The sequence below is a fragment of the Streptomyces sp. NPDC088197 genome (assembly GCF_044741185.1).
In the GTDB taxonomy this organism is placed as follows: Bacteria; Actinomycetota; Actinomycetes; order Streptomycetales; family Streptomycetaceae; genus Actinacidiphila.
Genome location: NZ_JBIUSD010000010.1, coordinates 230,519 through 244,053 on the forward strand (window position 1 = coordinate 230,519; position 13,535 = coordinate 244,053).

At 73.2% G+C, this 13,535-nt stretch carries 11 protein-coding genes; 6 read left to right on the top strand and 5 right to left on the bottom strand.

Annotated elements, in window-relative coordinates; genetic code table 11:
• Positions 1-190: 190 nt before the first annotated feature.
• The 4 genes from ACIOC1_RS24235 to ACIOC1_RS24250 form a co-directional block, all read right to left on the bottom strand.
• Positions 191-1,591: an aldehyde dehydrogenase family protein gene (locus ACIOC1_RS24235; RefSeq protein WP_401856358.1), complete on the bottom strand. Its 1,401-nt coding sequence runs from the start codon at positions 1,589-1,591 to the stop codon at positions 191-193.
• Positions 1,592-1,892: 301 nt separating this feature from the next.
• The gene (locus ACIOC1_RS24240) at positions 1,893-4,133 is read right to left on the bottom strand and encodes a molybdopterin-dependent oxidoreductase (RefSeq protein ID WP_401856326.1); all 2,241 of its coding nucleotides are present in this window, start codon (positions 4,131-4,133) and stop codon (positions 1,893-1,895) included.
• Positions 4,134-4,319: 186 nt separating this feature from the next.
• Positions 4,320-4,925, bottom strand: a complete 606-nt coding sequence (locus tag ACIOC1_RS24245; RefSeq protein ID WP_355333401.1) for a TetR/AcrR family transcriptional regulator — start codon at positions 4,923-4,925, stop codon at positions 4,320-4,322.
• A 7-nt stretch (positions 4,926-4,932) separates the two neighbouring features.
• The gene (locus ACIOC1_RS24250; protein WP_355333404.1) at positions 4,933-5,586 is read right to left on the bottom strand and encodes a helix-turn-helix domain-containing protein; all 654 of its coding nucleotides are present in this window, start codon (positions 5,584-5,586) and stop codon (positions 4,933-4,935) included.
• Positions 5,587-5,728: 142 nt separating this feature from the next.
• On the opposite strand from ACIOC1_RS24250, the gene ACIOC1_RS24255 reads away from it, so the two are divergent.
• From ACIOC1_RS24255 to ACIOC1_RS24275, 5 genes are all read left to right on the top strand, one after another.
• Positions 5,729-7,144, top strand: a complete 1,416-nt coding sequence (locus tag ACIOC1_RS24255; protein ID WP_401856327.1) for a DHA2 family efflux MFS transporter permease subunit — start codon at positions 5,729-5,731, stop codon at positions 7,142-7,144.
• 1 nt (position 7,145) lies between these two features.
• Positions 7,146-7,967, top strand: coding sequence for an SGNH/GDSL hydrolase family protein (locus tag ACIOC1_RS24260; protein WP_401856328.1), 822 nt, complete (start codon positions 7,146-7,148; stop codon positions 7,965-7,967).
• Positions 7,968-8,034: 67 nt separating this feature from the next.
• Positions 8,035-9,375, top strand: a complete 1,341-nt coding sequence (gene hmgA / locus ACIOC1_RS24265; RefSeq protein WP_401856329.1) for a homogentisate 1,2-dioxygenase — start codon at positions 8,035-8,037, stop codon at positions 9,373-9,375.
• Positions 9,372-10,118: a GntR family transcriptional regulator gene (locus ACIOC1_RS24270; protein ID WP_355333412.1), complete on the top strand. Its 747-nt coding sequence runs from the start codon at positions 9,372-9,374 to the stop codon at positions 10,116-10,118. The genes hmgA and ACIOC1_RS24270 overlap by 4 nt, the downstream gene beginning before the upstream one ends.
• A 14-nt stretch (positions 10,119-10,132) precedes the next feature.
• Positions 10,133-11,401 (top strand): type ISP restriction/modification enzyme, encoded by a 1,269-nt coding sequence (locus ACIOC1_RS24275; RefSeq protein ID WP_401856330.1) that lies wholly within the window; start codon positions 10,133-10,135, stop codon positions 11,399-11,401.
• A 277-nt stretch (positions 11,402-11,678) separates the two neighbouring features.
• Here the strand turns inward: ACIOC1_RS24275 and ACIOC1_RS24280 are convergent, their stop codons facing one another.
• On the bottom strand, positions 11,679-11,942 hold the full coding sequence (locus tag ACIOC1_RS24280; protein WP_401856331.1) for a hypothetical protein: 264 nt from the start codon (positions 11,940-11,942) through the stop codon (positions 11,679-11,681).
• A gap of 390 nt (positions 11,943-12,332) precedes the next feature.
• Here ACIOC1_RS24280 and ACIOC1_RS24285 point away from each other — a divergent pair, with 390 nt between their 5' ends.
• The gene (locus ACIOC1_RS24285) at positions 12,333-13,502 is read left to right on the top strand and encodes a DUF5925 domain-containing protein (protein ID WP_355333418.1); all 1,170 of its coding nucleotides are present in this window, start codon (positions 12,333-12,335) and stop codon (positions 13,500-13,502) included.
• The last annotated feature ends 33 nt before the right edge of the window (positions 13,503-13,535 follow it).

Sequence of the window (13,535 nt, forward strand, 5' to 3'; positions counted from 1 at the left end):
TCCGGATGCGGACGGATGCGGTCGGGGGCTGGCGGATGCGGACGGATGCGGGTGCGGGTGCGGGTGCGGGCGAGCGGGCGTGAGCGGGGTGGGGCATCGGGCCGGTCGGACCGGGTCGGCCGGGGTGATCCCGGTCGACCGAGTCGGCCCGAACGGGTCGGGAGGGGGAGCGGTTCGTGCGGTCCTGCGGTCAGAACTGGAGGGACTTGGTCTGGAGGTACTCCGCCAGCCCGTGCGCGCCCAGCTCGCGGCCGACTCCGGACTGCTTGTAACCGCCGAAGGGCGCCAGCGGGTTGAACCGGCCGCCGTTGATGTCGACCTGTCCGGTGTCCATCCGGCGGGCGAAGGCGACGGCCTCCGCGTCGTCGGCGCCCCAGACCGCGCCCGCGAGCCCGTAGACCGTGCCGTTGGCGATGCGCAGGGCGTCGTCCTCGTCCTCGTACCTGATCAGGGCGACGACCGGGCCGAAGATCTCCTCCTGGGCGATCGTCATACCGGGGTCGACGTCGGCGAAGACAGTGGGGCGTACGTAGTAGCCGGTCTCCAGTCCGTCCGGCGCGTCGGGGCCGCCGACGACGATCCGCGCGCCTTCCGCGGCGCCGCGCCGGATATAGCCGCGCACCCGCTCGCGCTGCTTGGCGTTGACGACCGGGCCGAGCCGTTCGCCGGGTACGTACTTGGCGGCTGCCGCGGTGGCCGCCTCGACGGCTTCGTCGTAGCGCGCGGAGTCGACGAGGATCCGGGTCCAGGCGCTGCATGTCTGGCCGGAGTTGGCGAAGACGTTGGCGATGCCGACGTTGACGGCGCGGGCGAGGTCGGCGCCGGGGAGGATGACGTTCGCGGACTTTCCGCCCAGTTCGAGCGCGACGCGCTTGACGGCGGCGCCCGCGGTGGCGCCGATCTGCCGTCCGACCGCGGTGGAACCGGTGAAGGAGACCATGTCCACGCCTGGGTGCTCGGCGAGCGCCTGTCCGGCGACCGGGCCGAGGCCGGTGACCAGGTTGAAGACTCCGGCGGGGAGCCCGGCCTCGTCGAGGATCGCGGCGAAGAGCTGGGCGACCAGCGGGGTGTCCTCCGCGGGCTTGAGCACCACGGTGCAGCCCGCGGCCAGCGCGGGGGCGGCCTTGGCGACGACCTGGTGCAGCGGGTAGTTCCACGGCGTGATCGCGCCGACGACGCCGACCGGCTCCTGGAACACCCGTGAGTTGCCGACCTGTTCCTCGAAGCCGTACCCGGCGGCGAGCGCGGCGAAGCTGCCCATGACGGCGGTGGGCATGTCGGTGTGGACGGCGGCGGCGAAGGCGGGCGGGGCACCCAACTCGGCGGCGACGGTCGCGGCGATCTCCTCGCGGCGCGCCGCCATCAGGTCGCGTACCGCGCCGAGTATCGCGCCGCGTTCCGCGGGCGGGGTGGCCGCCCAGCCGGGCAGGGCGGCGCGCGCGGCGCGTACGGCCTCGTCCACGTCCTCCGCGGTGCCCGCGGGCACCTGTCCGATGACCTTCTCGGTCACCGGGTTGACGACGTCGATCCGGCCGCCGCCCGCGGCGGGGCGCCACTTCCCGCCGATGTACAGGGCGTCGCGCGATGTCACCAGGTCCTGTGCGCCCTCTGCCGTACCGTCCACCGTTGCTGCCCTCCGGGGTCACCGCTCTGCGTCCGACGCCCAAACTAGCGCCGTTAGTTTTTTGTGGCCAGGGTGTGTCGCGTGCCGTCAGTCACGTCGCGCCGGGAACACCCGACGACCCGGGCTCCGCGCGGGGCCGGGCCGGGCCCGTGACGTCCGGCCGCCCTCCCCGGGCGACCCGCGCCCAGGGGTCCCGTGCCCCGCTGTCCGGGTGTCACACCACTCGGCGGCGCCGTGTCACCCGGCCGTGTCACGGGCGCGGCGCGGGTCAGCGGACGGCCTCCATCCGTATCGGGAATCCGTTGAGCACGGCCGTGCCGGAGAGCGGGTCGAGCCGCGTGCCGTCGAGCAACTGATTGACGTTGACGCCCGGCTCGCGGGCCGCCTCGGTCAGCCGGGTGCCCTCGCGGTCGTGACCCCAGCCGTGCGGCACGCTGACCACTCCGGGGCGCAGCGCGTCGGTGATCTCGACGGCCGCGGTGATCTCCCCGCCGTCGCCCTTGATCAGGGCGAGCGCCCCGTCGGCCAGCCCGAGCCGGGCCGCGTCGACGGGGTGTATCTGCGCCGTGCAGCGGTTGGTGCCGCCGGTGAGCGCGGGCACATTGTGCATCCAGGAGTTGTTGGACCGCAGATGGCGGCGCCCGATGAGGACCAGCCCTTCGCCGTCCGCGCCGCGCGTCACCGCGGCCCGCAGCCGCGGCAGATCGGCGGCAACGGCCTCGGGCGCCAGCTCGACCGTGCCGGACGGTGTCCGCAGCACCTCGGGCACGCGCGGGCGCAGCGGGCCGAGGTCGATGCCGTGCGGCCGGTCCAGGACCCTCGCCAGGGTGAGGCCGTCGGGGTCGGCGCCGAAGCCGTCGCCGTACGGGCCGAGGCGCAGCATCATGTCGAGCCGCCGCTCGTATCCGGTGCTCCCGCCGAGCGCGGCGGACAGCTCCGCGACGTCCCGGCCGTGGACCGGCGAGTGCGGGTCGCCGGTCTCGGCGGTGAGCTTGCGGACCACCGCCTGTTCGTCCACGAGCGCGGGGTCGGCTCCCTGGCCCCGGGTCTGTCCCAGGACGGCGAGGATCAGCCGGGCGTGGATCTCCGGTTCGTCCAGCAGTCCGTCCTCCAGCGGCACCGCGGGCGGGCTGTAGCGGACGGTGTTGCGGACCGCGAGCGTGCTGAAGGCGAAGTCGTAGTGCGCGCTCTGCGCGGGCGGGGGCGGCGGCAGCACCACATCGGCGTGGCGCGAGGTCTCGTTGAGATACGGATCGACGCTGACCATGAAGTCCAGGCCGTCCAGGGCGCGGTCGAGCCGCAGGCCGTCGGGGGCGGACAGCACCGGGTTGGCCGCGACCACGACGAGGGCGCGCAGGTGGCCGTCCCCGGGGGTGTCGATCTCCTCGGCGAGGGCGGCGGCGGGCAGTTCGCCCTTGACCTCGGGGTGTCCCGAGACCCGGCTGTGCCAGCGGCCGACGCGGAATCCCTTGCCGGGGCCGGGCGGTCGGGGCGCCCGCGCGGTGGCCGCGAGCGGGAACATGGCGCCGCCCGGCCGGTCCAGATTGCCGGTCAGCGCGTTGAGCACGTCGACCGCCCAGCTCGCCAGGGTGCCGAATTCCACGGCGGTGCTGCCGAGCCGCCCGTAGACCGCGGCGCGCTCGGCCGCCGCCAACTCGCGTGCCAGGGCCCGGATGTCGTCGGCCGGGACGTCGCAATACGCGGCGACCGCCTCCGGCGCGAAATCCGTCACCAGGTCGCGTACTTCGGCCACACCGCTGAGCCACGGGGTCAGTTCGCCGGGGTCCGCGAGCCCTTCGGCGAACAGTGTCCTGACCATGGCGAGCAGCAGGGCCGCGTCGGTGCCGGGCCTGGGCGCCACATGGCGGTCGGCGGCGCGGGCGGTCCTGGTGCGGTGCGGGTCGATGACGACGAGTCTGCCGCCGCGCCGCCGCAGCGCCTTGAGCTTGCCGGGGAAGTCGGCGGCGGTGGCCAGACTGCCGTTGGACACCAGCGGGTTCGCGCCGATGAGCAGCAGATGGTCGGTGCGGTCCAGGTCGGGCACCGGGATCGCGTTCGGGTCGCCGAAGAGGTAGCCGCAGGACACGTGCTTGGGCATCTGATCGAGCGTGCTCGCGGTGAAGACGCGGCGGGTGCGCAGCGCGGCGATGAGCTGCGCGGGGTAGAGGCCGCCCGCCATCGTGTGCACATTGGGGTTGCCGAGGACGACGCCGACCGCGTCACCGCCGTGCGCGCCGGTGACCGCGCCGATCCCGGCGGCGACGGCCGCGTACGCCTCGTCCCACGTCGCCTCGGTCAGCCGGCCCTCGCGGCGCACCAGGGGGCGCCGCAGCCGGTCGGGGTCGGCGTCGAGCGCGCCGAAAGCGGCGCCCTTGGGGCAGATGAAGCCCGCGCTGAACACGTCGTCCCGGTCGCCGCGGGCGTGCGTCACCCGTCCGTCGTCGACGGACAGCGTGAGGCCGCAGGTGGCCTCGCAGAGCGGACAGATGCGCAGGGCGGTTCGGGTCATCGGGGACTCCCCTGGACGGGCGGCGACGTTGGCGCGCGGTCGTCTTCGACATTACCCGGCGGTACTGACAACGACCCCTGGAGCGGGCATCGGGCCTCGCGAGGCGGGTGCGGGAGATCCGGGAAGGGGCGGGGAGGCCAGGGGGCCTGGGGGCCTGGGGGCCTGGGGGCCTGGGGGCCTGGGAGATCAGTCCAGGACGGTCGCGAGATAGGCCCGGATCAGCTCCTTCGTCTCGGAGATCACCCCGGGGTCGCCCGACGGGTCGGTGCGGAAGGCGAGTTGCAGCGCGGCGTCCGCCGTCTCGACGGCGATCACCAGGGCCAGCCGCAGCCGGGGTTCCGAGGGATCGACCGAGAGCCGTTCGCCGAGCAGCGCGGGCAGCCGGTCGGCGAGGTCGTGGTTGGTCTCGCCCGGCACGCCGAAGTCGACCAGCGCGAAACCGGGCGCGGTGCGCTTCATGGCGGTGTACTCGTCGACCAGGATGTTCACCGCCGTGCGCCAGTCGGGGTCGGTGCCGGGCTCCGCGAGACGCGCGGCCGTACGGTCGAGGAATTCGTCGAGGTTGCGGTGGGCGAGGGCGTCCGCGAGGGCGCGCTTGTCGGAGAAGAAACGGTAGACCGACCCGATGGGGACGCCCGCGCGGGCCGCGACGGCGCGGGTGCTGAGACGCTCGTAACCGCCCTCGTCCAACAGCCGGGCGCAGGCGTCGAGGATGCGTTCCAGGCGTTCGGTGCTGCGCTGCTGCACCGGTGCGCGGCGCAGTCCGCTGTCGGCGCCCACGGCCCGTGGCACGGCTCCCTCAGCCCTTCGCGGCGAGCGCGTCGAAGAGCTTGCGCAGGTCGGCGAGGGCTTCCGCCAGGGCGGCCGGCGGGTCGTCGGCCCTGACGATCGCCATCGCGCTCTCGCTGAGTCCGCCGTAGAGCATCGACGTCAGCGGGTCGGCGGGGCGCTGCGAGATCGCGCCCGCCTTGATGGCGTACTTCACGCCGCGCAGGGTGAGTTGGCGGCAGTTGACGCCGAGGTCGCGCATCGCCTCCCAGCCGAGCGCGCCCGGAGCGTCGAAGAGCGTGATGCGCTGCACCTCGGGGTCCAAGGACGCCTCCAGATAGGCGCGGCTGCCCTCGTAGACCGCCTCCCACGGGTCGGCGACCTGGAGATACGCGGTCGAGATCCGGTGGGCGAGACGTTCCTGCTCGCGGGTGTAGACGGCACTGAAGAGCTGCCTCTTGCCGGAGAAGTGGTGGTAAAGGGCGCCTTTGGTGACGCCCGCCCGCTCGCAGACCGCGTCCAGCGAGGTGGCCGCGTAGCCCTCGGCGGCGAACAGTGCGCGGGCCGCGGTGAGCAGGTCCTCGACGGTGGCGTCCGACCGCTCGCGCTGCGTGGGGCGTGCCGCCGTCCTGCGGGCCGGGACGGTGCCCGTCCCGCTTCCGGTGCCTGTGCGCGGTGCTGCCACGGCGGCGCCCTCCTGTCGTTCGCGATGCCCTTCCCACCCTAGGGCCTGCCCACTCTTGACACGCACATACCTTCGGTATGTATTTTCATACCGTCAGTATGTACTCTCAGTATGTTTCTCGCTGCCAAGGCAAGGACGGCCCATGTCCTCCCCCGCTTCCACCCTCCCCGCACCGCCCGGCTCAGGACGGACCCCGGACGTCAGACCGGGGCTCGTCCTGCTGCTCAGCGCGGGCGCCACCTTCATCGCGTTCCTCGACGCCACCGTCGTCAACGTCGCTTTCCCCGACCTGGCCGAGAGCTTCCCCGCCGACCGCGTGTCCGACCTGTCGTGGGTCGTGAGCAGCTACGCGGTGCTCTTCGCCGCGCTGCTCACCCCGGCGGGACGGATAGCCGACGCCTTCGGCCGCAAGCGCGTCTTCCTGCTGTCGCTCACCGGCTTCACGGTCGCCTCCGCCTTGTGCGCCGCCGCGCCCGGCCTGCCCTGGCTGATCGCTGCCCGCGCCCTCCAGGGCGCCGCCGCGGCCGGGATGATCCCGGCCGCGCTCGGGCTGCTGCTCGCCACCACGCCCCCCGCCGGGCTCGCGGCGGCGATCGGCGTCTGGGGCGCCGCGGGCTCGATGGCCAGCGCCGCCGGGCCGAGCCTGGGCGGTCTGCTGGTCGACGCCTTCGGCTGGCGCTCCGTTTTCCTCATCAATGTGCCGGTGGGCATCCTCCTGGTGGCCGCGGGACTGCGCGGCCTGCCGGAACGCGTCGGCGCGGAACGGCGGTTGCCCGACCCGCTGGGCACGCTCGCCGTCACCCTGGGCATCGGCCTGCTGGTGCTCGGCCTCAGCAAGGGCAGCGACTGGGGCTGGGCGTCCGCGGCCACTGTGGGCAGCACATTGTGCGGCGCGGCACTGCTCGTCGTGGCGCTCGTCCGTTCCACGCACCAGGTGACGCCCGCCGTCGAGACCGGCCTGTTCCGCGACAGCGCCTTCGCCGTCGCCTCCGCCGCAGCCGCTTTCGCCGGGGCCGCGCTCTTCGCCTGGATGCTCTGCGGACCGCTGTTCCTCACCACCGTGTGGCACTACTCGGTCCTCAAGGCGGGCTTCGCCCTCACACCCGGCGCGCTCACCTCCGCGGTGGCCGCGCTGGTGGTCGGCAAGCGCGCCCGGCCGCACCATCTGCCCGCCGTTGTCGCCGTGTCCATGGCCGCCTTCGCCGCGGTGAGCGTCTGGACCTGGTTCCAACTCGGCGCCGACACCCGTTTCCTGGCGCTGTGGCTGCCCATGGGCCTGATCGGCGGCGCCGCCTTCGGGGCCACGCTCACCGCCCTGTCCACCGCCGCCGCGACATCGCTGCCGCCCAGGCAGTTCGCCTCGGGCGTCGGCATGACCACCACCGCGCGGCAGTTGGGCGGCGCGCTCGGCGTCGCCGCGACCGCCTCGGTCATCGCCGCCCACGGCCTGGACGGGACGCGGGCGTTCCGCGAGGTGTTCCTCGTCTGCGCCGCGCTTGCCGCCGTCGCCGCCGTGGTCGGCCTCGGCCTGACCCGCACCCTTGCCAAGGAGTCCTGAGATGACGCAGCACGGCGACGCCGTTCCCGTTCCCCTCCCCGATCCCGATCCCGATCCCGATCCCGATCCCGCTCAGAGTCCCGTCCCCGCTCCCGGTCCCGATCCCGTCCGCAGCGCGGTCAGCGCCTTCTCCGCCACCTATGCGGCCGACCACCCGGCGGAGGCCGCCGACCCCCACTGCCTGTCGCCCGAGGAGAGCGACCGGCTGTTGCGCGGCGCGCCCTGGAAGCGCTTCGCGGTCGTCGGCGACAGCATCGCCGAGGGCCTGGGCGACCCCGTGCCCGGATACCGCACCGTGCCCTGGGCCGACCGCACCGCGGAGGCCCTGCGCCGGGTCGTGCCGGAGCTGACGTATCTCAACCTCGGCATGCGCGGTCTCACCGCGGGCCAGGTACGCGCCGACCAGGCCGAGCGCGCCGCGCGCTTCGCGCCCGACCTGGTCGCGATCGTCTGCGGCGGCAACGACCTGCTGCTGCCCGGCTTCTCCCCCGAGGTGCTGGAGAAGGAGCTCGACCTGCTCTTCTCCCGGCTGGCCGCGCCCGGCAGGACCCTGTTCGCGTACGCGCTGATGAATGTCGCGGCGGCCGTGCCGGAACTGCGCGGCGGCCCGCTGGAGAGCGGCGTCGTCGTCCTCAATCAGGTGACCCGGACGGTCGCGGAGCGCTACGGCGCGGTGGTCGTCGAGATGTACGACCATCCCGCCGTCGCCGACCGCGACCTGTACAGCGCCGACCTGGTGCACGCCTCGGCGCGCGGCCACGCGGTCTCGGCCGCGGCCACCGTCCGGGCCCTGGCAGCGGAGTTTTCCACAGGCTCGGGCTGAGGGTTGCCGCCGTGATTCCTATGGGTCAGCATAGGAATCACGGACGAGACCCCACCGGGAGCAGACCATGAACGCCACGAACGCCGTGAACGGGCCGGGCGGCGCCGACGCCGAGGACGGCAAGGACCTGCCGTACTCCTCGGGCTTCGGCAACGAGCACAGCAGCGAAGCCGTGGCGGGCGCGCTCCCGGAGGGGCGCAACTCACCGCAGCGCGCCCCCTTCGGGCTCTACGCGGAACAGCTCAGCGGCACCGCGTTCACCGAGCCGCGCGCCCGCAACCGACGGAGCTGGCTCTACCGGATCCGGCCCTCGGCCGCCCATCCGCCCTTCCGCCGCGTCCCCAACGGCCAGGTGCGCAGCGCCCCGTTCCTCGACGTGGAGCCCGACCCCAACCGGCTGCGCTGGGGCCCGCTGCCGATGCCGCAGGAGCCGACGGATTTCGTGACCGGCCTGGTCACGGTCGGTGGCAACGGCGATGTGCTGCGCCGTGAGGGCATCGGCATCCACTGGTACGCGGCCAACCTCTCGATGCACGACCGGGTGTTCTCCTCCTCGGACGGCGAGTTCCTGATCGTGCCGCAGCGGGGCGCCCTGCTGCTGCGGACCGAGTTGGGGCTGATCCGCGCCGATCCGGGCGAGGTCGCGCTGATCCCGCGCGGCGTCCGCTTCCGCGTCGAACTGCCGGACGGCACGGCGAGCGGCTACGTCTGCGAGAACTACGGCCAGCCCTTCCAGCTCCCCGAGTTGGGGCCGATCGGTGCGAACGGACTCGCCAACGCGCGGGACTTCCGCGCCCCGGTCGCCGCCTACGAGGACCGGGACGAGCAGACGGAGGTGGTCAACAAATTCGGCGGCAATCTCTGGGCCGCGGTCTACGACCACTCGCCGCTCGACGTGGTCGCCTGGCACGGCAGCCATGTGCCGTACGTGTACGACCTGCACCGCTTCAACGTGCTGGGGTCGCTCAGCTACGACCACCCCGACCCGTCGATCTTCACGGTGCTCACCTCGCCCTCGGACACGCCGGGGCTCGCGGGCGCGGACTTCGTGGTCTTCGCCCCCCGCTGGCTGGTCGGCGAGGACACCTTCAGGCCGCCGTACTTCCACCGCAATGTGATGACCGAGTTCATGGGCCTGATCGAGGGGGCGTACGACGCCAAGGCCGAGGGCTTCGTGCCCGGCGGCGCCTCGCTGCACAACATGATGTCGGCGCACGGACCTGACCGGGCCACCTTCGACAAGGCGAGCGCCGCCGAACTGGCGCCGCAGCGCGTGGACGACGGGCTGGCGTTCATGTTCGAGACCCGTTGGCCGGTCGTGCCCACCGAGTTCGCACTGAACGGGGAGCACCGGCAGGGGGGCTACGACCGGGTGTGGGAGGGGCTTGCGAGAAACTTCCGGCCGTGACGTCCTTCGCCCCCGACTCCCTCGTCCTGAACCGCAAGCTGCCGCTGTGGTACCAGGTCTCGCAGTCGTTGCGCGCCTCGATACTGGGCCGCCACGCGCAGGCCCCGCTGCGGCTGCCCACCGAGGACGAGTTGGCCGGGCACTACGGGGTGAGCGTCCTCACCATGCGGCAGGCGCTCAAGGAGCTGGAGGACGAGGGCCTGATCAGCCGGCACCGCAGGCGTGGCACCTTCATCGAGCCGACGGCGCTGCGCGGGGCGCCGGTGAAGCTGCTCGGCTCGGTGGACGCGATCGTGGCGCAGCAGTCCGGCGGCCGTACAGCGGTGCTGCGCTACGGTTCCGAGCCGCTCCCGCCGGGGGCCGCCGAGCACTTCCCCGACCTCGACCGGGCCATGGCCTACCGCAGGCTGCGCTGCGACGAGAGCGGTGAGCCCACCAACTGGGCGGAGAATTTCGTACGTCCGGAACTCGGCGCCCGGATCGACCTCGCCGACCTGGAGCGGTGGCCGATGACGAAGGTGCTGCGGGACGTGCTCGGCGTGCGGATCAGCCGGATCACCGACACCGTGGAGGCGCGGCTGGCCGACCCCGAGACGGCGCGGCTGCTGCAAGTGCCGCTGCTGAGCCCGATATTGCACTACACCGGGGTGACCTACGACGAGTCGGGCCGGGCGGTGGACGTGGTGCGCATCCATTACCGGGGTGACCGCTTCTCGTTCACGGTGACGATGGAGGCGCCCTGAGGGTCGTCAGTAGCATGCGTGCGGTGAGCAATGACGCGCCTTTGCTGCACGACGTGATGCCGTGGTCCGTACGCCCGTTGCGGATCGGCCGCGGCTGGCCGATGGCCGCGGAGCCTTCCTGTCTGCGTGCCCGGTGGGCGCTGTTCACCGGCACCGCGGACCAGGACGCCCGGTCGGCGCTGCTGCATCCGACGCGGGCCAGGAATCTGCACACGCCCGTCGCGCAGTTGCCGGGCCACCGCACCCCGACCACCGCGCTGGCCGGCGAGACCGGTCGCTGCCCCGAGCCGGTGCGGGTGCAGCACGGCCCGTACGACCGGCAGTGGCTGATACCCGACCACCGGCTGATCGACGTGGCGCGGGCCGAGATATGGCGGACGGCCGACGACCGGCAGGTCTTCGCGCTGGAACAGGCGTATCAGGCGCGGGCCGCGTCGGTGGCGGAGTCCGGGGCGCCGGAGCCCGCCGTGGTGTTCTGCGCGCTGCTGCCCGACGGGCGCTCCCCTGCCGGGCGGCCGGGCTGGATACGGCCGCTGTTCCGGCAGCCGGGCGGCCGGGACCCCAACATCGCGCCGGGGCTGACCGCCCTGCTCTCCGCGCGGCTGGGCACCGAGGTCGCCGCCGCGGACGTGCTGGCCTGGATCGGCGCGGCGGCGCGGCCGGGCCCCGGCGGCGCCCTCGTACCGCTGCCCCGTGATCCCGCGCTCTGGCAGGAGGGGCTGGCGCTCGGGCGCCGGACGCTGTGGCTCCAGACCCACGGGGCGCGGTTCGCCGATCCCGCCGAGGGACGCGACGCCGGTCGGCTCCGGCTGCCCGGAGGAAGCCGCCCTTACGTCCGCTCGCCGCTGCCGGACACCCCGGCCGCCGGGGAGTTGTCGTACGACCCGGACGAGCGGGCGCTGCTGATCGGTGACGGCCGGATCTCGCCGGTCTCACCGGCCGCCTGGGAGGTCACCGCGGGTGGGGTGCGGGTGATCGAGGCGTGGTTCGAGCGGCGTACGGCGCCGGGTGCGCCGGGGACCCTGGAGGCGCTGCGACCCGCCGCGTGGACACGGGCCACCACGTCGGAACTGCTGGAACTGATCAGTGTGCTGACGCTGCTGGCCGGTCTGCGTGCGGACCGCGAGGGTCTGGCGCGCCGCCTGGCGGTGCGCGGCGAGACGGTCACGACGGCCGAACTGCGGGCCGGCGGCGTACTGCCGGTGCCCGCCGCCAGGCGCAGGCCCGCCTCCGTGCTGGAACACCACGAGGAAGGGCCGGACGGGCAGTTCTCCCTGCTGTGACCAGCCGTGGTGACCAGCCGTGCCGTGAACGACACTGCCGTAAACGGTCCTGCTGCGGCCGGGGGGAGGGTGTCCGCGCGACCTGGTGTCGCGGCGGACCGTCCGGTGGGGAGGGACGGCCGCGGCGGGCACACACCGAAGCGCCGCGCGAAGCAGCGCCGAGCCGGGACGGTGTGGCCGCCGGACGATCCGAGCACCTGGCCGGTCCGCGGCCCCGACCGAGGTCAGGGGACGGCGGGACCTGGGAGTCCGAGTCCTGGGAGAGGGCGGAGCGGACTCAGCCTCGGTTGCCGAACAGCGATCTCCGCAGCCGTCGCAGCGGCGCGAAGAGCGACACCCTCGCACCGCGGTTGGCCGTGGTGTGCACGGTGTTGCGCGAGGTCAGCTCCTGCATCAGCACAGTCGCTTCCTCTGTGTCGCGCTGGGGCAGGGCAGGCCCGGCCAGTATCGCGAGGTGCCGGTCGAGGCGCGCACTGGACGCGCCTGTACCGCAGTTGATGGCAGGCACTCGTGGCCTGCTGTGCATCGCTATCTGTTCCATTACTCTCCCCACCCTTACGAGGGCACCCGGCTCGGGCAGGCTAACCCTATCGCCCCGCCACGTCACGTGCGCATCCTGGACTCATTCGCGACGCCGTATTCACCTTCTCCTCAAGGGCGTTGACATTCCAAGGGCATGTGCCCAGCTCGGCCGCCCGATCGGCGGCGACCGCTGTGACCTGGCAACAGTGCCGTTCCCGTGGGTCTCCCCCGCCGCCCCGCCGGGGACACCCGCGAGCGTGGACGTACGCTTGTACGAGAAGTTCAAGCCGACCGGCACCTCGCTCGCCAAATACTGACAAGACGGTATGAATCCACCAACGGCGTGGTGGGAGGCCCGGCATGGAAAAAGACTGGGCGAATCGGGCCCGCGTGCCGGATCATGGGCCGCATGTCCGCGACACCCAGTGAACCGAGGAGGCAAGTGCCGCCCACCACCGGAACCGGCAAGGGACCGGCCGCCAAGCCGACCGCCGCCACCGCCCCGCACCAGGCGCTCCCCGTCCATCTGCGACTGGACGACAGCGACTCCCCGTCCGATGTCGTGGACGCCCTCTTCCTGGGCCGGTTCACCTCGGGCGAGCAGCCGTTCTCGCGCGGCGCCTCGCTGGAGAATGTGAAGTCCGGCCTCACACTGCTGCCGCCGGACGCGGTGGTACTGCGCCAGGCCCGCGACAAGGACCGCAGCGCCACCCTCGCCGAGGGCGACGGCTGGACCGTCCTCATCTCCCGCTGGAACCGGGGCGCCGACGTCACCGTGGCCGCCGTCACGGACGAACTGGCCGAGCAGGTGCTGAAGTCCTCCGTCGACGACGCCGAGGACGAGCCGGAGCCGCAGCCCGAGAACGTCACCATGGGCTTCTGGTACGTCTCGCCGCGCCGCGGACCGCACCGCACCACCCGGCAGATCTCCGCCGCCACGTGGGAGGAGCTGCGCGGGAACTACACCGCGCCGGTCGCCGACTCGATGGACGGCCTGATGAAGCTCACGGCCGACGACATCACCGGCCGCCTGCTGCTGCTCCACGGCCCGCCCGGCACCGGCAAGACCTCGGCGCTGCGCACCCTGGCCCGGTCCTGGCGCGACTGGTGCCAGGTCGACTGCGTGCTCGACCCCGAGCGGCTCTTCAACGACGTCGGCTATCTGATGGACATCGCCATCGGCGAGGACGACGGCACGGCGGGCGGTCGCTGGCGGCTCCTGCTGCTGGAGGACTGCGACGAGCTGATCCGGGGCCAGGCCAAGCACCAGACCGGCCAGGCGCTGTCCCGGCTGCTCAATCTCACGGACGGGCTGCTCGGCCAGGGCCGCAATGTGCTGGTCGGCATCACCACCAACGAGGATCTGGAACGCCTGCACCCCGCGGTGGTCCGGCCGGGCCGCTGCCTGGCCAGGATCGAGGTCGGCCCGCTGACCCGTGACGAGGCCGTCAACTGGCTGGGCACTCCCGAGGGCATCGGCCGCGAAGGCGCCACCCTCGCCGAGCTGTACGCGCTCCGCCGCGGCAGCACGGCCGCCCTGCCCGTCCCCGCCCAGGCGTCGGACGGCCTCTACCTCTAGCAGCTCCGGCGGTTTCCCCGCCCCGGACGCCGC

Bases quoted from the DNA above. Each gene is read 5' to 3' on its own strand.
- ACIOC1_RS24240 (WP_401856326.1), bottom strand. From the start codon at position 4,133: ATGACCCGAACCGCCCTGCGCATCTGTCCGCTCTGCGAGGCCACCTGC.
- ACIOC1_RS24255 (WP_401856327.1), top strand. From the start codon at position 5,729: ATGTCCTCCCCCGCTTCCACCCTCCCCGCACCGCCCGGCTCAGGACGG.
- ACIOC1_RS24280 (WP_401856331.1), bottom strand. From the start codon at position 11,942: ATGGAACAGATAGCGATGCACAGCAGGCCACGAGTGCCTGCCATCAAC.
- ACIOC1_RS24260 (WP_401856328.1), top strand. From the start codon at position 7,146: ATGACGCAGCACGGCGACGCCGTTCCCGTTCCCCTCCCCGATCCCGAT.
- hmgA (WP_401856329.1), top strand. From the start codon at position 8,035: ATGAACGCCACGAACGCCGTGAACGGGCCGGGCGGCGCCGACGCCGAG.
- ACIOC1_RS24275 (WP_401856330.1), top strand. From the start codon at position 10,133: ATGCGTGCGGTGAGCAATGACGCGCCTTTGCTGCACGACGTGATGCCG.
- ACIOC1_RS24285 (WP_355333418.1), top strand. From the start codon at position 12,333: ATGTCCGCGACACCCAGTGAACCGAGGAGGCAAGTGCCGCCCACCACC.